The organism is Enterococcus sp. JNUCC 77, from assembly GCF_054819945.1.
The window spans coordinates 137,902-156,966 of record NZ_JBTHIG010000001.1 but is presented as its reverse complement, the minus strand read 5'-3'; the positions used below and the strand labels follow the sequence as shown (position 1 = coordinate 156,966).

At 36.1% G+C, this 19,065-nt stretch carries 19 protein-coding genes and 1 pseudogene; 3 read left to right on the top strand and 17 right to left on the bottom strand.

Annotated features, from left to right (window positions below):
* Nucleotides 1-90: 90 nt before the first annotated feature.
* Both ACVWNY_RS00750 and ACVWNY_RS00745 read right to left on the bottom strand, forming a co-directional pair.
* A complete protein-coding gene (locus ACVWNY_RS00750) occupies nucleotides 91-690 on the bottom strand; it encodes a class I SAM-dependent methyltransferase (RefSeq protein ID WP_218327042.1) in 600 nt (199 codons plus the stop codon).
* A gap of 7 nt (nucleotides 691-697) precedes the next feature.
* Nucleotides 698-1,270 (bottom strand): SGNH/GDSL hydrolase family protein, encoded by a 573-nt coding sequence (locus tag ACVWNY_RS00745; RefSeq protein ID WP_454071534.1) that lies wholly within the window; start codon nucleotides 1,268-1,270, stop codon nucleotides 698-700.
* 148 nt (nucleotides 1,271-1,418) lie between these two features.
* Here ACVWNY_RS00745 and coaA point away from each other — a divergent pair, with 148 nt between their 5' ends.
* Nucleotides 1,419-2,339, top strand: a complete 921-nt coding sequence (coaA, locus tag ACVWNY_RS00740; RefSeq protein WP_454071533.1) for a type I pantothenate kinase — start codon at nucleotides 1,419-1,421, stop codon at nucleotides 2,337-2,339.
* Nucleotides 2,340-2,399: 60 nt separating this feature from the next.
* Nucleotides 2,400-3,965, top strand: coding sequence for a glutamine-hydrolyzing GMP synthase (guaA, locus tag ACVWNY_RS00735; protein ID WP_438719005.1), 1,566 nt, complete (start codon nucleotides 2,400-2,402; stop codon nucleotides 3,963-3,965).
* Nucleotides 3,966-4,032: 67 nt separating this feature from the next.
* Here the strand turns inward: guaA and ACVWNY_RS00730 are convergent, their stop codons facing one another.
* The 4 genes from ACVWNY_RS00730 to ACVWNY_RS00715 all read right to left on the bottom strand — a co-directional run bounded on the left by ACVWNY_RS00730 (nucleotide 4,033) and on the right by ACVWNY_RS00715 (nucleotide 6,600).
* Nucleotides 4,033-5,226 (bottom strand): site-specific integrase, encoded by a 1,194-nt coding sequence (locus ACVWNY_RS00730; protein WP_000237797.1) that lies wholly within the window; start codon nucleotides 5,224-5,226, stop codon nucleotides 4,033-4,035.
* 26 nt (nucleotides 5,227-5,252) lie between these two features.
* Entirely contained in the window at nucleotides 5,253-5,453 is a 201-nt protein-coding gene (locus ACVWNY_RS00725) for a DUF3173 family protein (protein WP_000633907.1), read from the bottom strand.
* A gap of 497 nt (nucleotides 5,454-5,950) precedes the next feature.
* Entirely contained in the window at nucleotides 5,951-6,181 is a 231-nt protein-coding gene (locus tag ACVWNY_RS00720; protein ID WP_002317542.1) for a helix-turn-helix domain-containing protein, read from the bottom strand.
* Entirely contained in the window at nucleotides 6,178-6,600 is a 423-nt protein-coding gene (locus ACVWNY_RS00715; protein WP_000804879.1) for an RNA polymerase sigma factor, read from the bottom strand. Before ACVWNY_RS00715 ends, ACVWNY_RS00720 begins: the two co-directional genes overlap by 4 nt.
* A gap of 530 nt (nucleotides 6,601-7,130) precedes the next feature.
* Between ACVWNY_RS00715 and ACVWNY_RS00710 the strand changes: the two genes are divergently transcribed.
* Nucleotides 7,131-7,484 carry a helix-turn-helix domain-containing protein gene (locus tag ACVWNY_RS00710; RefSeq protein WP_001227350.1) on the top strand — a complete coding sequence of 118 codons (354 nt, stop codon included), beginning with the start codon at nucleotides 7,131-7,133 and terminating at the stop codon, nucleotides 7,482-7,484.
* Nucleotides 7,485-7,541: 57 nt separating this feature from the next.
* Here the strand turns inward: ACVWNY_RS00710 and ACVWNY_RS00705 are convergent, their stop codons facing one another.
* The 11 genes and pseudogenes from ACVWNY_RS00705 to ACVWNY_RS00655 all read right to left on the bottom strand — a co-directional run bounded on the left by ACVWNY_RS00705 (nucleotide 7,542) and on the right by ACVWNY_RS00655 (nucleotide 19,033).
* Nucleotides 7,542-7,709, bottom strand: a complete 168-nt coding sequence (locus ACVWNY_RS00705; protein WP_001803271.1) for a cysteine-rich KTR domain-containing protein — start codon at nucleotides 7,707-7,709, stop codon at nucleotides 7,542-7,544.
* A 118-nt stretch (nucleotides 7,710-7,827) separates the two neighbouring features.
* Nucleotides 7,828-9,747 (bottom strand): tetracycline resistance ribosomal protection protein Tet(M), encoded by a 1,920-nt coding sequence (tet(M), locus tag ACVWNY_RS00700; RefSeq protein WP_000691737.1) that lies wholly within the window; start codon nucleotides 9,745-9,747, stop codon nucleotides 7,828-7,830.
* Between the two features lie 15 nt (nucleotides 9,748-9,762).
* A pseudogene (locus ACVWNY_RS00695) lies at nucleotides 9,763-9,810 on the bottom strand (hypothetical protein); the annotation flags it as partial.
* A 313-nt stretch (nucleotides 9,811-10,123) separates the two neighbouring features.
* Complete coding sequence (locus tag ACVWNY_RS00690) at nucleotides 10,124-11,053, bottom strand: conjugal transfer protein (protein ID WP_000584387.1); 930 nt, start codon at nucleotides 11,051-11,053, stop codon at nucleotides 10,124-10,126.
* Nucleotides 11,054-11,069: 16 nt separating this feature from the next.
* Nucleotides 11,070-12,092, bottom strand: coding sequence for a bifunctional lytic transglycosylase/C40 family peptidase (locus ACVWNY_RS00685; RefSeq protein WP_000768374.1), 1,023 nt, complete (start codon nucleotides 12,090-12,092; stop codon nucleotides 11,070-11,072).
* Nucleotides 12,089-14,116: a CD3337/EF1877 family mobilome membrane protein gene (locus tag ACVWNY_RS00680; protein ID WP_002317539.1), complete on the bottom strand. Its 2,028-nt coding sequence runs from the start codon at nucleotides 14,114-14,116 to the stop codon at nucleotides 12,089-12,091. The genes ACVWNY_RS00685 and ACVWNY_RS00680 overlap by 4 nt, the downstream gene beginning before the upstream one ends.
* On the bottom strand, nucleotides 14,113-16,566 hold the full coding sequence (gene tcpF, locus ACVWNY_RS00675) for a conjugal transfer ATPase TcpF (RefSeq protein WP_000331165.1): 2,454 nt from the start codon (nucleotides 16,564-16,566) through the stop codon (nucleotides 14,113-14,115). The genes ACVWNY_RS00680 and tcpF overlap by 4 nt, the downstream gene beginning before the upstream one ends.
* Nucleotides 16,550-16,945 (bottom strand): conjugal transfer protein, encoded by a 396-nt coding sequence (locus ACVWNY_RS00670; protein ID WP_000723887.1) that lies wholly within the window; start codon nucleotides 16,943-16,945, stop codon nucleotides 16,550-16,552. Before ACVWNY_RS00670 ends, tcpF begins: the two co-directional genes overlap by 17 nt.
* 71 nt (nucleotides 16,946-17,016) lie before the next feature.
* Entirely contained in the window at nucleotides 17,017-17,655 is a 639-nt protein-coding gene (locus ACVWNY_RS00665; protein ID WP_000248477.1) for a DUF6037 family protein, read from the bottom strand.
* Between the two features lie 55 nt (nucleotides 17,656-17,710).
* Entirely contained in the window at nucleotides 17,711-18,205 is a 495-nt protein-coding gene (locus ACVWNY_RS00660; protein WP_000870467.1) for an antirestriction protein ArdA, read from the bottom strand.
* A gap of 66 nt (nucleotides 18,206-18,271) precedes the next feature.
* Nucleotides 18,272-19,033 carry an abortive infection family protein gene (locus ACVWNY_RS00655; protein WP_001565981.1) on the bottom strand — a complete coding sequence of 254 codons (762 nt, stop codon included), beginning with the start codon at nucleotides 19,031-19,033 and terminating at the stop codon, nucleotides 18,272-18,274.
* Nucleotides 19,034-19,065: the final 32 nt, after the last annotated feature.

Below are 19,065 nucleotides of genomic sequence, written 5' to 3'. Positions count from 1 at the left end.
ACCTCCTTTGCTTTTCGTCATCAGTTTAGCAAAGCTATCTACGATTTGAAAGCCTTTTTTTACACAAAAATAAGGGCAGCTAAGCTACCCTCATTCCTTGATACTTTTTAAAATAAAATAACCCTTATCTTTAGCAATTGTTTCGACATTTCCAAATACTTCAGCCATTTTATTTTTGGCGCTAGGCGCCCCTTGTTTTTTTTGAATCACAATAGTCAAGCTGCCTTGCGGTTTTAATAAATCAAAGGCCCCGCTTAAAATTTCGTGGACTACTTTTTTTCCGGCACGAATTGGTGGATTGCTAATAATTGCAGCATATTCTTTTTGGTGTAAATCGGCATAGATATTGGATTGATGAATATCTGCAGTCAGTTGATTTTTTTCAGCATTTTGTTTTGCTAGTTCGATTGCTCGATTATTTACATCAATCATTTCTACCGGAAGTTTTGTATCATAGACCAAAGCTAAACCGATTGGACCATAACCGCAACCAACATCTAAAATAGTACCTGCTGGTAATTCGTTAGCATCAAAAGATTCAATCAATAAACGTGAACCAAAATCGACAGTTTCGCGGGAAAAAACACCACTATCCGTTACAAATTGAAATTCTTTTCCTAATAATGGAAATGACCAATACTTTAATTGATGCTCTGTTTCGGGATTTTCTGAATAATAATGATTTGTCATAAAATTTTTATCCTAATAATTTATTTTTTATATCACGGGCAATTAAGGCACCGATAAAATCATAGCCTTCTTCTGATGGATGCAAGCCATCACTCCCTAAAAATTCAGTTGGCACCGGATAAACGGTCATATGATGATATAAATCAATCATATTCACACCCATTTCTCCAGCAGCCTCTTTAAGCGCAGCAACATATTCTTGTTGTCGCTGATTATTGCCATCGGCACAAACTTGCTCATCGACATAACTTGGTGAAAGTACAATAACTTTTTCTGCTGGAAATTTCCCAATAATTTGTTTCATCGTCTTAGCATATTCTTCAGGCGTGGCACTTTGATTTAATGAATCATTTGAACCCAACATGATAGCAACAAAATCTGGGTTTTCTGCCACTGCTTGATCTACTCGATTCAAACCTTCTGCTGAAGTTTCTCCTGGAACACCTAAATTAACGATTTGATAGCCAGGAAAGCCCATGCCAGTTAATTCTTTAATAGTAATTTCGTCTAGCATACTGGTACTGGCACCTTCATAATAGCCTGCTGCCAAACTGTCACCGAATAACACAATCTTTTTCATCGTTACGCCTCCTAGAAATTTACTTTAATGATACCATGAAATGAAAAAAATCAAAGCGTCGACTCTCTCAGTATTTTTTCTGAATCAGTCGGCAAAGTTCGGCGTTTTATGATAAAATAAGCCCAGTATTCGAAGTTAGGAGAAGCAAATGAATGGAAAAGGTAATTACTATCAAATTCCCCGTGAAAAATGGCAAGATTTTTATTCTGGCGACACGCCTTTAACACAAGAAGAACTAGATAGTATCAAAAGTTTAAATGACCGGATTTCTATGCAAGATGTAGCGGATGTGTACATTCCTTTATGTCATCTGATTCATCTATACATGAAAGATTTTGAGTCGTTGACTTTAAGTAAAGGTTTATTTTTACATCGTTACGTAAAAGTTCCACCATTTATTATTGGGATTGCCGGTAGTGTGGCAGTCGGAAAAAGTACAACAGCACGCTTGCTGCAAACTTTGTTAGACCGACTCTTTCCCCACAGTTCTGTCCAGTTGATTACAACGGACGGCTTCTTGTATCCTAATGCAGAGCTGGAAAAAAAAGGCATCATGGATCGTAAAGGATTTCCTGAAAGTTATGATATGGAAAAACTAATCGATTTCTTGAATGCAGTAAAATCTGGCGAAAAGAATATCGAAATTCCGAAATATTCCCATAACGTCTATGACATTATTGAAGACGAAGTGGAAATCATTGACCAACCGGATATTTTAATTGTTGAAGGGATCAATACTTTACAATTGCCAGCTAACCAACAAATCTATGTTAGTGACTTTTTTGATTTTTCAATTTTTGTAGACGCAAAACCTTCATTAATTGAAAAATGGTATTTGGAACGCTTTGAATCATTGTTGGATACAGCTTTTCAAGACCCTACCAATTACTATTATGACTATGCGATTGGTGACCGCAAAGAAGCCTTAGCTATGGCTGAAAATGTTTGGCAAAATGTCAATTTGAAAAATCTGATGGAATACATCCTACCGACACGTGGTCGAGCAGACGTGATTCTCCATAAGACGATTCATCATAATATTGATGAGATTTTTATTCGGAAGTACTAAACTTTGCAAAAGAGCATCTGCTTTTTTAGATAAAATAATGAAAGAATAGAGGTAATAACTGTGACGAACGTTTCCGCAGAAATGACAGACGTTGAAAAAATTATTGTACTAGATTACGGTAGCCAATATAACCAATTGATTACGCGCCGCATCCGTGAATTTGGCGTTTTTTCTGAACTACTAAGCCATCGGATTACTGCAGCTGAAGTCAAAGCTATGAATCCTAAAGGTATCATCTTATCTGGTGGTCCTAATAGTGTTTATGACGAAGGAGCTTTTTCAATTGATCCAGAAATCTTTGAACTAGGCATTCCTGTTTTAGGTATTTGTTACGGCATGCAACTGATTACTTATCAATTAGGTGGAAAAGTTGAACCCGCTAAAAACCGTGAATACGGAAAAGCAACTTTAGAAGTATTAGACCAAGAAGCTATTTTGTTTGCCGGCACACCAAAAGAACAAACTGTTTGGATGAGCCACGGTGATTTAGTCACAGAAGTCCCAACTGGATTTGAGACAGTCGCAACTTCTATTGATTGCCCAATCGCTTCAATTCAAGATACTAAACGCAACTTTTATGGTATCCAATACCACGCTGAAGTTCGTCATTCAGAATATGGAAATGAATTATTACGCCATTTTGCTTTTGACGTTTGTCACTGTAAAGGCGACTGGAGTATGGATAACTTTATCGACATGCAAATCGCAAAAATCCGTGAACAAGTCGGCGATAAAAAAGTCTTATTAGGCTTATCTGGCGGCGTTGATTCAAGTGTTGTCGGTGTTCTTTTACAAAAAGCCATTGGTGATCAATTAACTTCTATTTTCGTTGACCATGGTTTATTACGTAAAAATGAAGGCGACCAAGTAATGGAAAGTCTAGGCGGAAAATTCGGCTTAAACATCATTAAAGTCGACGCGAAAAAACGCTTTATGGACAAACTTGCTGGCGTTTCTGATCCAGAAACTAAACGCAAAATTATCGGTAACGAATTTGTTTATGTCTTTGATGATGAAGCAACAAAATTAGCTAAAGATGGCGTTGGCTTCTTAGCACAAGGAACTCTTTATACCGATGTCATTGAATCTGGGACTGAAACTGCCCAAACCATTAAATCTCACCATAACGTTGGTGGATTACCAGAAGATATGCAATTTGAATTAATCGAACCTTTAAATACTTTGTTCAAAGATGAAGTCCGCGAGCTAGGAACACAACTTGGCATGCCTGACGAAATCGTTTGGCGCCAACCTTTCCCCGGCCCTGGCTTAGGTATTCGAGTAATCGGTGATCTAACTGAAGAAAAACTAGAAATCGTTCGTGAATCAGATTGGATTTTACGAGAAGAAATTGCTAAAGCTGGACTTGACCGTGACATCTGGCAGTACTTTACTGTCTTACCAGGCATTCGTTCTGTAGGTGTTATGGGCGATGGCCGAACTTATGATTATACAATCGGTATCCGCGCAGTCACTTCAATCGATGGGATGACAGCTGACTTTGCAAGAATCCCTTGGGACGTCTTACAAAAAATTTCCGTACGCATCGTTAATGAAGTCGATCATGTGAATCGGATTGTGTATGATATTACGAGTAAGCCACCAGCTACTGTGGAGTGGGAGTAGTTGTAGGAGAGCTAGAAATCCTCTTATACCAAGGGTTTCTGGCTCTTCTTATCTTTTTACTGCACTTTTATTGCACTTTTTTCATTTCTTTGTTTCGCAAGTAGTCTACAGTAAATTGATTCTTTGGTGAAGTATCATAATTTTGTTTTGCTTCTTTAAAGGAAATGGCTCCATTTAATTTGTTAGCTACCTCGAAATTACTGTTAGGATAAAGATGTCCATACGTTCCTAAAGTCGTCTCAATATCTTCGTGTCCTAGACGATCTTTAATGATAAGTGGATTTTCTCCCATACTGATTAACAAGGAAGCATGAGAATGCCGTAACCCATGGATTCTGATTCGATGGATACCAGCCAGCTTAGCATAGCGTTCAATAGCATATGATAGTGTATGTTTTTGGGTAGGAATACCGTTATAGCTCATTACAAAGTCTGTCTGAATTAGATTTTGTTGTACTTCCTTCCATTCGGATAAATAAGTTAATGTGCATTTATCTAATACAATATGACGAACGCTCGCCTTTGTTTTTGGTTCAACAAATCTATAATTCGATTGATTCTTGTAATAGAGTGTTTTGTTGATGGTTAGTACTCCTGAGTCAAAATCAATATCTTCCCATTGAATGGCAGTAGCTTCACCAATTCGCATTCCAGTCATAAATAAAAACCACAGAGAGATAAATAAAAAGTGTTGATAGTAATCTTCTTTGTAAATTAGAGAGATTACTTTTTCAAATTCTTCTTTTGTCCAAAATTCAATTTTAGACTTTTGCTTTTTCACATTGCCAATAATCTTAGATGGATTTGTGGTGGTTATCCCAAGGACAATTGCTCGATCCATAGCAACTGAAAATAGTCCTTGAACAGCTCTTACATAAGAAGACTTACACTTCTTTGATAATTTTAGTTGCCAATTTTGCACATCAATAGGCTCAATATCGGAAACAGCCATTTTATCAAAATAAGAGAAATGCTTCTTAATAGTTGGTAAGCGATTTTCATATGTTCTGAGCTTTACCTGTGTCTTATACCATGGAAGGAAAATTTCAAAGATATAATGTTTAAACGTCATTTTATCCTTATTCTCACTTAATTCTTCTGGTTTCATCAATAGCAGTTTCGAATATTCTTCTCTTGCTTCTTTTTTAGTAGTGAATCCACTACGATATTTTTGAATTTTTTTCCCTTTAGAATCATAACCTAGATTTGCACGAAAATAATAGGTTCCATTCTTTGCTTTTTTTATTGGGTCTTTAACCATAGTTTTTACTCCTTACTGTGCAAAAACTACTCAGACCTGTTTTCATTTGAAAACCGAATTCCTAGAATTTCTTCAACAGCTTCACGAGGGACTCTATCTAGCTTTCGAGATTGATAGTAGATATGCCCTTTTGTAATCATCAATTCTTTTGCTTTTTTTATGATGTCTGCTGAAAAAGAAGTTCCATATCCTAGCTCAACTAAATCCTTTTTTGTGACCGTTATCATTATTACTCCTTTCCCAATTATAGGCTAGGAAAACTCCAATATTCACCTATAATTATATCAAATAGTTTTATAATAATACACTGACAAGAGAAGAATATCTTAGCAATCGAACAGCTCTAGCAAAGCTCACAGGAATTTCACTTCTGCATGGTTCTCATGTAGCCGTACCCATTGCCTGTGACGCTTCTAACGCTCGGACTATGGCTATACGGGAGTATCATTATCACGATAAGAAAGTCATGGCAGCAATCCTGCTAAAGATTACTTTCGAATTACTAACATGAATCGCTCACTAATTTTGTAGGTCATGGCGTGTTAGTTCATCAGCTCTTTTCTTACCGAAACGTATTCGATTGCCTTTATTTGGTTGTCAAAGAACGTTTGGCTTGTTAGCCTATCAAAACCTACTGAACACACAATATGCTTTGATGGAATAACAAACCTCCCAAATTGGGAAGCGTGGATACGATTCGACACGCTTCCACGAAAAAATGGGACTATTTAATTTCGAACGATAAAATCTTAGAGATGAGTTTCGTTTCCATTCTGCCACGTAGGGTTTCATCAATAACCATATGAGAATTTCCATATTCGTCTGTCATGCGACGTAATGAACGTTTTGAGGTATACCCTCGATAATGTTTAACAATCTGATTAATTGCTTCCACGTCGCCATCTGTCGCCTTTACAATGAGGGGGAAGGGAACCCTTGGATAGGTTGTTTTCATTCTTTACACTCCTTCATGAATTCTTTAATCATGGCTAGTCCACTTATTCGATGACGATAAACAGTCGAACGATTCAAATTTAGTAACTCCGCAATCTCCACATCACTCATATCCATAAAGTAATGAAGTAAAATAATGTTCCGTTTTTTCTCTGAAAGATGACGCAGGGCTTCACTTAATAAATCACTTTCAACATTGATTCTTAATCCAAATAATTTAAATAGTTGGAAATCAGTGACGTACGTATCAACAGTAGAAAAAGAGTTGACAAGGTAGTTATCTATATCAGAAAACGAGACTTCTTTTGCTGATAGTCTGTCTAGATGTTTGAAGTAATCTTTTCGTTCATCTTCAATAACTTGTTTGCAGATATAGTCAAACTGATTTTCTATGGTTTCTTGAAAAGAAGATGGTTTCATGCTTTTCACCCCCTTTCTGTCGTGAAAGGGAGTGGCATGTGCTTCTTTATCTCCCTTCATACTAAGCCCCGACACGAAAGGGGGATTTGTTGCATAAATGAAGAGAAATCCTAAAAGATATTTATTAAGTGACCAAAAAAGCACATAAACAGATTGTTTTCTCTGTTCATATGCTTTGATTTTTCTATCTATGTAATCTGCAAAACCACATTGATGGTCATATCTATCCAGTACAGGTGGATAAGTTTTTTTGATAAGAACTTAATTAAGAGAACTAGATGACAGATTATCTTTCTCATGGCGACTTTTCCCTCCATTAAGTCGCCAATTTTATCTACTTTCTAGGAGTATGACTAAATTTTATAAAGTTGTATAGGTAAATAAAATCAGCGACCTTTCTATTTGAAATTGGATTCATCGCATTAATAAATTCCACAGTGTTCTATAGGAACTCATAAACTATATAACATGTTTTTCTATACCTGTTTATGGTTATATAGGAACAGTAAAATGTATAGAGGTGATTTAGTATGCGTAAAAAAGAAGATAAATACGATTTTAGAGCCGTTGGTTTAGCGATTAAAGAGGCTCGAATGAAACGGGGTCTCACTCGTGAACAAGTGGGAACAATGATTGAAATTGACCCACGTTATTTAACAAATATAGAAAACAAAGGACAACACCCAAGTACACAAGTGCTGTATGATCTTGTATCATTACTCCATGTATCTATTGATGAATTTTTCTTACCTACAGATAATTTGATTAAAAGCACTCGAAGGTTACAGGTAGAAAAATACATGGATAGCTTTACAGACAAAGAACTATCCTTAATGGAAGCACTAGCAAAAGGTATCAATGAAGCAAGAAATATTGAAGGCTAGTCAGTAAAATTCAGATAAACAAAAAGAGCCGATAAGATGAGAGTTTCATTTCTCAAATTATCGGCTCTGCGTCTTGGCGTCTGGCTCTTTGATTGTTATTATATTCATTTTTTGAACATTAATTAAAGTTTCGTTCTTACATTTGGGGCAGTATAAAGGGAAATTTTTAAGTATAGTATCCACTCGTATTCGTAGTCTTGTTTTATTTCCACAAATAGGACACAATATCCACTTGTAGTTTATAATAACAATCTCCTCCTTTCCACTTTAATTCAAATCTATATTAAAGAATATTTCATCTTATTTAATAAGAAACCATATTTATATAACAACATAAAACGCACTAAGTTATTTTATTGAACATATATCTTACTTTATCTATCCGACTATTTAGACGACGGGTCTGGCAAACAGGTTCGCCAGTGGTAACCTGATATCCTTTTAGCTCTGCTAAACAAACACTAAGCCCATTTGTAAAAAAAGTTAAATCATTGCGATAATCTTGAATACATCGAGCAGGAATTTCTCCAATAATAATGACCTCATTATTTTTCAGTTGAGTATTTACGATATTTGCACAATATTTGGGAGCATCGTTATATGCCCGTGAAAGATATTCCTGTGGTGCATAAACTTTAAAACTAAGATATGGCTCTAACAATTCTGTTCCAGCTTTTCTAAAGGCTTGCTCCAGTACAATAGGAGTAAGCATCCGAAAATCTGCTGGAGTACTAACAGGGCTATAGTATAAACCGTACTTAAAACAGATTTTACAATCCGTCACATTCCAACCATATAATCCTTGTTCGCAACCATAGCGTATCCCTTCCATAACTGCATTTTGAAATGATTGATTTAAGTATCCAAGAGAAACCGAGCTCTCATACTGCATTCCACTTCCCAACGGAAGCGGTGATACAGATAAACCAATGGAAGCCCAGAAAGGATTTGGCGGCACTTCGATGTGAATGGTATATTCTGCATTTTTTAACGGTCTCTCCATATAAATGACTGTAGGCTCTTTTAGTTCTATCTCCACATGATACTTTTCTTGCAACAGTGCACTAATCACTTCCATTTGTACTTTCCCTAAGAAAGAAAGTATAATTTCATGTGTCGTAGAATCCACGTAATATCGTAGAAGCGGATCACTATCTGAGATTTCCAAAAGGGCATCAAGCAACATTTCTCTCTGTTCAGGTTTACTCGGTTCAACAGTTGTTTGTAGTAGAGGGTGCGGATTTTCAATCTTTTTTCTCTGTGGCAATAGTTTTGTATCTCCAAGAACACTATTTAACTTCAAAAACTCATTTTGCAAAATAACAATTTCTCCAGAATAAGCTCTATCAATCTTACATAATTCACCATTTATTGAAGTATACATTTCTGTAACTTTTATTTTTTCTTTTTCTGATACTCTAACCGAATCTCGTAAATGTAGTACTCCACTATAAAGGCGTATATATGCAAGACGTTGTCTTTTTTTTGTATATTCAATTTTGAAAACATTTCCGCAAAGTTCAGACGGACCTCGATGTGTTGATGAATAAAATTTATTAGTAATAACTTCTATAAGGTTATCAATCCCTATATTACTTTTTGCACTTCCATGATAAAGAGGGAACAGAGAACAATTCTGAAATCTTATGCTTTCCTCTTGTTCGAGTTCCAATGCTTCTAATGATTTACCGGACATATATTTCTCTAAAAGGTCATCGTTTCCCTCTATTACCGTATCCCATTGTTCAGATTCGGTAAAGTTCGTCACACACATATTAGGATACAGTTCTACCTTCTGTTTGATTACAATTTCGGCAGAAAGTTTCTCTTTAATATCCTGATAAACCGTTGATAAATCAATTCCATTTTGGTCAATCTTATTGATAAAAAAGATTGTGGGAATCCCCATTTTCCTAAGTGCATGAAATAATATACGAGTTTGTGCTTGTACGCCATCTTTTGCAGAAATCAGTAGAATTGCCCCATCTAAAACTGATAATGAACGATATACTTCTGCTAAGAAATCCATATGTCCTGGCGTGTCTATGATGTTCACCTTCGTATTTTCCCACTGAAAAGAGGTTATTCCTGTCTGAATTGTAATTCCTCTCTGACGTTCTAAAAGCGTATTATCCGTCCTCGTTGTACCTTTGTCCACGCTTCCTAATTCTGTAATCGCTCCACTGTTATATAATAAGCTTTCTGTTAAGGTAGTTTTTCCTGCATCAACATGAGCTAAAACTCCAATATTAATAATTTTCATGTGATTTTCCTCCATTCAAAAACCCAAAAGGGCATAAAAATCCCAGTGATAAATACTTTTATCACTGGGATTTTTATGCATAACCATAGGTATACAAAGCATACAGATATTCTCTGGATACTTTAGAATCACATGATAAAGGTATTCTTAAACTGGGTACAAAAAACTAAGCCCTCCTAAAAAAGGACATCTAATTATTTGTTCCCGCTATCAAATTGACAGTTTATTTAAGAATACCTTGCCGCATATTTATTAACTCCTTTTAAATAGTCACTTAAATAATAGCACGTAAGAGCATATTTGTAAAGGAATCTCCAATTTTTTATCAAAAAGAGTACATGATTACAAAGTATCTGTAATCATGTACCAATATTTGTTATTTTACAATCTTCCAATTATCTTGTTTTTCTAATATCAACTCAAATTGCGAGATTTGGGTTGCCTTTGTTTCTTGATCTAAATATTTCACAGCGACATTCACGATTACTTGGTTATCTTTTCTGGTAAAGATAGGATTCACCAATTCCTCGAAAACATATTCCTTGTTAATCATAGGTAACACATGATTACTTACATAGTAAGTCAATTCTTTTTCTGTGGCGGTAGGATAGAGCTGGAAGAACGTTTCTAAAAAGCTAGTGATTTCGTCCATCGTTTCTGTATCTACTGTATGGTCACTTTCTAGCTGTTTGGGTTGGTAGTCCGATTTTTGAGGTTTCTTACTCATTGTCGGATTTTTGATAATAACCATATTATCTGATTCATCTATATGGACAACCACATGAAAGCTAGACGATATAGTTTCCTTGTCTTTGTCTTCGGTAATAACTTGTTCAACAGAAAACAGTACCTCAAAGGTGTTCTCATTCACTTGAGAAACCTGCCACACCTGTATATCGTTCACACTAGAACTAGTAGGAATATCCTTACGAATCATTTCTTCATTTAATACCTGCAATTCTTCCGTCAAATAATGGGTCAATTTTTCATTTCGTTTATCAATGGCTTCTTGGGATTGTTGCCACGAAAAGTAGTCTTTCGCAAAGGATTTCACAAAACTTTCTACTTGGTTGGTATCGACAATCTGCTGTTTAATGATTTCTGTTTCACGGACAGTATGAGTGTCAATGGCAGTAAAATTTTTATAGATTCCAAATCCGACACTACCAATCAATAAAACCCATAAAACAAAGGTTAATTTCTTATGCGTGCCAACTTTAATCATCGGAACTTTTCTTTGCTTGCTCGGTTTTTTAGATTTCTTTGGTTTCTCCTTCTTTTCTTTTCGCTCGATTTTTATAATCATTTGATTCATTCCTTTCTTAGTTATGAATAACACGTCTAGCCCCAATCAGATGGTCTTGCCAATAACGACTGCTTAAGTCGCCATAACCGATTGGGTCGCCTGCATGATAAAAGCGATTTCCCTCTAAATATATCGCCACATGAGTCACATATGTGCCTGCATTATAGGTTGAATGAAAGAAGATAAGGTCGCCTGCTTGGGCTTCTTCCATAGAGATTTCTTGCGTAGCGTCATACTGATCTTGGGCGACACGAGGGAGAGAAATGCCAGCTTTGTCATACACCCATTGTATTAAGCCACTACAATCAAAAGAGGTGGTAGGCGACGCCCCTCCAAAGACATAGGGAAACCCTTCGTATTTCAAGGCTTCGTCCATAATGACTTGCACGGTTTCATCATCAAATTCTGTTGGGGAAGTGTCGGTTAGGTATTGTGAAACCAACTGAACATAAAACTGATTTCCATAGTTATATCGCCAACCACCATTCACAGGTATGGCTATGGGATTGGGATAGTCTGCTTTTTGACCACCCGACTTCTCTTTAGAAAACTGTTCGGCTAATTCATAGGTATATTTTTTCCCATGACTCCTCACATAATTTAAAAAGCCACCGCCATAATTATAAGATTGGATAACAGAATCTATATCCACTCCTTGTTGTTCTGCACTGGTTAATAATTCACTGAAATATTTAACCCCTTGTTTGATGGACTCTTCGGTACTCAAACTGTTGGGCGGTAAACCCAAAGATTCGGAACTTTGCATAACATCTTCTGCTGTACCGCCCGATTCCACTTGCATAATGGCTAAGATATAAGAAACATAGTCTTCAATCCCATATTCCTTACCATATTTTTCAATCAACGGACGGTGTGCCAACACTTCTGGTGAAACGGTCACACCGCCTTGTGAAATAGAAGAATCCTTGTTGTTTTCGCCACTGTCCGTATCATCTGCAAAGAAAATGACTAGGAATAATAAGAGAAAAAAGAAGAGAGAGAAGACCACACTACAAATCACTGTTATTTTTAGCTTCATGTTTGTTGTCCTCGCTTATCCGTTCTTTTATTTAGCTTCCTCTGATTGAATTGCTTCGGTGGTGTCTTTTGTTTTTGCTCTTTTTTCAATGGTCGCTGATGATTTTCACGTTTAGTGTTTTGTGACAAAACAGGCGTGACGGTTTGCTGACGCTTGCGAACATGCTGCTGGTTATTCTGAACAGGAGATGATGGGTTTTCTTTTCGTCTTTTTTCTTTTGCTTTATCCAGCTCCAAACGCTTTTGAGCAATGTTCTTTCGTTTTTGCTCCTGCTGGTTCATACGCTGTTGTTTGCGTTGAGCTTTGGTATCTGCCATAGATTGTTTAAAGTCTGTTACATTATGAGTGACATTCTCTTTTCCTTGATGAAGGGCATATTTGACATGGGTTGGTGTCGCCTGTATCTGTTGTTTAGCCTGCTTTCTTTTATTGACTAGACGATTTTTCGTGTCCAATACATGGGCTGTCTTTTCACCTAATCGTTGCCCGATACCGCCTTGTTGCTTTTTCACATTGGAAAGTGCTGTTTCTTTCTTTGGTGTAGTCCGTTCATTTTGACGAGTATGGTTAGCTTTATTGGTTTGATTCTGCTTTGTTGTCATTGTCTTTTGCTTCGTTGACCCTGCTTTTCCACGAAAAATCTTACTCATACTGCGTTGAAATCTTCTGGTTTGTCGATTCATCATTTGACGAGGTCTGCGAAACACTTGTCTGCCCATGTTTTGAGAGTCGTTGCTTTGTAAAGAGAATAGGCTCATTAAATCGCCCAGTTTAAAATAAATCCCTGCAAAGGTCACAATTTGTAAAAACATAATCATGAAAAAGGGAGAACTTGCTGACAGCGAATAAAGCATAGTGGAAATACTAAAGGCAACGGTAATAATCAAGGTAATACCAGCCCTTGTCATAATCACATTAAATAACTTGGTAATGGCATGCCTGCCCATGCCATCAAAACTCGGCAACATACTTAATAGGAAACTGATTGGCAAAAACATAGCGAAAATAATAAATAGCACTTGCGAAAAAATCATGATTCCTGTTAGAAGGAAAACAAAAATCGAGATACCAATATTGAATACAAACAAAAAGAAGACTGTTCCTAATCTGGAAATCGTCTTCGGTAGGGTTAAATAGGTATTGTCATGATCTTCAATTTCTTCAATCACTACATTTTCTCTATCTTCACCATTGTTTGTATCTGGACTGGTAGACAATAAACTTTCCACACGTTCTTCCCCTAACGCTTCTACATCAGTGGAGCCATATTGAAGCAATAGCCATGGTTGCTTTACTTGAACAGAGAATAAGCTGTCACGTATCATGTCCACACTGTCTTTCCCTTGACTATCCGTGTTAGGAAGAACAATTTTTGTCCCAATATTCAGACTGGCGGTACTGACATCTTTGGAAAAATCATTGATTTTCGCAATATAATCGGGTGCATACGCAATAAAGGAAGCCGATAGAATAAACACCACGACAAAGTTTAAAACAGCTCGTATCACTTTCGTCGTTTCTCGCTTAACCAATCCTGTATAGGCAACATAGATTCCAACAATGAGAATAAAAAGAAGGAGGAAACCGACATAAAACCCTGAACTGGAAAAGCCATTCGGTGTAATGCCTGCAATCGTCTGCATGTTTTCGCCAATTGCTTGGGATGTTTGACTAATGAAATCTAAGGTATAGGCTTCTTTCACCAAATAACCTGTGGCGTTCGATAGATAAAGAGAAATTGTCCAAATAAAATTAGTAATGGCATACAATCCATACATCACCGATTGTCCTATGCCATCACTCCAATTCCATGGAAGCCAGCCCCAGCTATTGTCCACATAATAATCAAGCTGATATTGATTCAAACCATACTTGGAGTATTCATTGCTTGTATCAATGGTTTCATCAACTAAGCCTGTCGCTTGTACTGCATTGCCCAGCGTGCCTAATAAAAGTAAAATAACGCCCACACAAAGGAGCGTTATCCAACTATAGTGAAGAAATTTCTTTTGTTTTTGTGTCATTCTTCCACCTCATTTCGCACAGGCGGTCTGGTATCAAAGGCATGAAGCAACTCTTCAAAAATCGGGTGAAACTGCATAACCCCTACACGACCATAGATGTCTGAAACTAAACATTGTCCATTTTCTAATTCACGTAAGCGTTTCTGATTGTTTTCATCTTCCTTGTCCACACCAAAAAATTCTAAGGTCTTTTTGATTTCCACTAGGTCAGTGGAACGAAAGGCAAATTTCAAGCCAATATTATTCTTCATCTTTTCATCTAGTAAATCGTCCGCGTTTTGAGTAACGAAATAGACCCCTGCATTCATGGCACGTCCTGCTCGAACCAATCGCATAGATAGAGCTTTTCCTTGTGCCACTTGTAAAAAACTCCAAGCCTCATCAAGGTCAACAATTTTAAAAATGGAACGGTCAGAGTGGATAAAGTCTAAAGCAAAGGTACTAATGACAATCAGCATTGCCACACTTAATAATTCCATGGTAGTGTATTCTTCAAAAGAGCTATTGGAATCGGGTAAGACCAAATCTGCCACTTGAATAATATTGAGTTGTTTTTCCAAGCTAATGGATTGGGTGACACTGCCATCACTGAATAACAGATGGGCAAAATCATAATCGACAAAGCTTTCGATATGGTCAGCAATACTATTGCTGATGGGCGTATCTTCTTTTCGCAATTCATCAATCACCAATAACAACCCTCGTTGTTTGCTTTGAGTTACACTCCGAATAGCTTTACGCAGGACAGGAAACTTCTCGCTATCTCGGCTGGAAATACCTGTTAAGAACGTGAGAATATCAATGGCAAGGCTTTCTGAATCTTTCGGGAGTTTTAAAATCACATAAGGGTCAAGTAACCCTTTATTGTCGTTCTCACTCGTGAGATTAACAATATTGATTTCATGGGCAATATCAGGTAAGGTTTCTTTCCATTCACCACGTTCAGCTTTTGGGTCAACAATGGTTGCCTGTCCGCCAAAGAGTACTGAATAATAGACCAGCATATTGTTAGAGAATGATTTTCCGCCACCTAATGAACCAATAAAAGCGGACGCTAATGCATTTGTTACAGAGCCTTTAATTCCTTGACTTGCAAGGCTAGGTTGGAGATAAATATTTCTGCCTGTATCGAGATTGTAACCGACGTAAATACCAGAATTTTCACCAATCATTTGTGTAGCACCGAAACCAAGACCAGCCAAAAAATCCGACGTGACATATTGAATATAGTCATTGATATATCGCTTGCTTGAGGGAATAAATTCATTATGCAAGCCTAGCATATCGCCAAAAGGTCGTACTAATTTGATAGACAGATCATCATAAAAATCTTTTACTTCATCACAACGTTGTTTCAGCTCGTCCAAATTCTTTGCCGATACCCGTACCACATAGCTTAGTTTGTACATAGATTCTTTGGTTTGGTCTAAATTACTTTCTAATTCATCGACAGATTCTAAAGCGTCCACCACATTAGTACTGGTTTCGTTGTCGCTTTCCCATGCGTGGCTATCTAAATCTTTCAGTTCTTTCTTTTTATTGCGAACGGTAGATAAGGCTTTTTTATTGGCGACAATTTCAACATTCATACTGGTATCAACGGGGAAAGTAAACTGCTGTTGCTGGTAATAAAAAATTTCACTATTAGGGAAATCCAATTCACCAACAATACTATTAATTGTAAAATACGCCACATAAGTAGTGGTATCTTCCTGTTCAATCCGTAAATAGCGTTGATTTTCTTCGATTAAACAGCGAGTGGGTTTGAGAATATCGTATTTCTTTACCAACACTTTTTTATCTTCGTATCGTTTCGGTAAATGGTAGTCGTAGTCATCAAAAGGGACACCTGTTTGCCCGTAAAGATGTTCAATAATATAACCAAAATCATCTTTCTCCAATTTACGAATCTGAAAGCGTCTGGATAATTTACTTTCTAACAACTGTTCCATCTTAGAAAAGCGTTCGATTTCCGCCATAGGCATAGAAACAAAATCGCCCATTAATTTGTGATTCACACCATGAAAGAATTCCGCAAATGCTTTTTGAATTTCTTTCCCAACATTTTTTACGGATACTTCCTGTTCATTGAGGTAGAGTTTAAAACCAATAAAAAAGCGATAGTCTACTTGATTGTCACCAATCATAGAAATTAACGCTTCGGTCTGTTCATCTATTTTTTCGTAAGCTATCTCTTTTAATCGTCCAGTGATTTCTTTTTTCGATTGTTCCTGTGTGGCTCGAATACTTGATTCGGTTGCTAGTTGCAGAGCATGAATCTTGCCATCACGATTTTGGGCAATCAATTGACAGAAATTATCATGAACTTGAATTTTTTCATCGGAACTTAAAAAACTGTAATTATAGGGAATTAATTCATAATAAGCGAATACTTCGCCATCATGATTAAATACGAGATTATCTTCCATATATTTAATCGGATATGCCATCTAGTTGTTCACTCCTTACAATCGTAATCGATTCATTCATTGTTTCTTTTTTTAATCGTATTTGTTTGCCAGCGTAGGTTACTTTAGGGCGTAGAGCATAGGTAATGATAGACTTTAGAAATCCATAGGGTTTCTTTCCGTCAAAGGTCTTTTGGCACATGAACCCAGTGAGAACAATGGGAATCCCTAAGTATTTGAGTAGTGCTCCGTCAATCAGAGAAAGTGGTGGTAAACTGCCAAAGAGTATGACGACAAACAAAGAAACAATAAACCATGTCATTTGCGTAAAGGTAATTGGGAAAGGGAGTTGTAAATCATTAATCGCATAAATCACTTTTTCTACTGACCAAATACTGGTGTAACTTCTTATTTTTTTCATGTCTTCACGTCCTTTCCGTAAAAATAGAAAAAGAACAATCAAAATAGGTGATTGCTCTTTCAATGCTTTAACTATTCAATTTTATTTTTTGTCCATTTTGCAATAATACCTTCATCAGTTTCTTCATCATCTGGATTCATTGAATATCTGAAACTTAAATTGGTATCTGACCCTAATCGTTCATATAAGCTGGGTCTATACAATCTCGTTTTATTGTCATTAAAAGGACTTCGTTTTCCCAGCTCACCATTTCCCTTTAAAGGATTTCTTCTAACTGAAAAACAATATTTTTTTCTGGGATCTTCTGAATCACTTTGACTTAATGAGAAACACATGGCTTCTTTTTGGTCTTCATTTTTCTTCTCACTAACTTCTGTCGGAATAAATCGAGCAAGAGTTTGGCTAAATTGAAATAAAACATCTCCCAAGTTACTACTGTATTCGATACCAAAATATTCTCTTATTGTTTTCGTGTCTGTATATAATTTTACCGAATTAGCATAGACAGCTAGCATATCTGAAAAATCGTTTTCCTTTAAAAATTCTAGTTTTAACAGAGCATATTCTGGAACTTTTTCCTCTTTTTCAAATAGCTTAACAAGTACAATATAATTTTGCTGTTTGTAACGAAAGTAAAAGGAATCTATCACCCAGCCTTTATCTTTCATGTCTAGTTTTAATAGTTTAAGATTTTCAAATACATTTACCATAATTTATACCTCTCCGTGCTATTTATTAATTTAATTATAACACGGATTGTTAAACTTACTGACAATATTCAAATACCCCATGAGAGGTAACTAGGTAATTACCCTCTATTTCCATATCACGTCCCAAAGATTGGTAGTCAATATAATTTTGTAAATTGGAAGGGACTTCACCAAGCTGTCCTGTTTCTTCCACGTAATAACGGGCGACATCTTCCATCGAATCACAATCACTATAACAATGAATATCCTCTTTGTTTTCCAGTAATTCTTCCAAGCTACTAAACCACATGCCTTGAATTTCTTTGAGTTCATTATAAATAGGTGTACCTTCGATTTCTTGAATGGCTTCACATAGACGGTTGATTTCACTAATCGGCGTGTATTCGTCCACATCAAAAGGAAGCTCAAAATCATGTATTGCATATTCTTCGTAGTCCTCATTTAAACCGATTCTTTCTGCCATTTCTTCCTCATCAATTGGTGGAGTAAACCATGCTCCGACTAATTCACCTTCATTATACCGTCCTAAATTTGCCACATAGACTTTCATTTCCAATTCTTATCACATCCTTTTTATAAAAATAGTCATAAAAAAAGTAGCAATCAGTTAATGACGCTACTTATCAAGGTATCCGCTAATATAATCTGTAACTGTACTTGAAATACCTATTATTAGTTTTGCTTCTCTCTTTCCAATAATATTTGTATTAGGGTGTGCAAGTGAATGCCTATTTCTTGCTTCATTAAGAGAGCTAATCATTCCATTTGATGACCTTATCGTTGTCTTCACTATATCAGCAAGTTCAGTAGGTTGAATTTCTTTTTCAATTAATTGTTGTATCCTACTATATAATTTAGATAGATTTTCGTCTCTAGGAACTGTAATTTCATATTTTTTTAGTATTTCAATTAAATATCCATGAAAAGCAGTGTGAACTCTGTCAAAGGCACGTTGATATTCACCATTACTCATAAAAGACTCAGCGTCTTCAATAGCTTGTGAAACCACATCACTAATTTTCAACTGACTAAAGTTAATTACTTCGTAATTCTCTGGAAGTGGTACTAAAATAGTATCCACTAATACATTATCACCTTGTTTATCATATATGGAGCTTGCTGTCTGGGTAATCAAATCTTTATGACTTTCAAAAAAGTCTAAATCATCAAAAGGAACTCTTATTTTAAGATATGTGCAAAGCGTATTCCAGCCCTTTTTATATCCTTTATAATAAGTAAAATCGTCAGTCTCATCTAAAGTTACCTCTGATATTTTCATTTTAGAAACAATCTCGTTACCTCCTTCATAATAATTTGAAGAGCTCTTTCTTTCTAATGTTTTAATTAAAAGAGATTTAAATTGATCATTTGTAAACATATTCATAAATCCTTTCATAACAAAATATATAC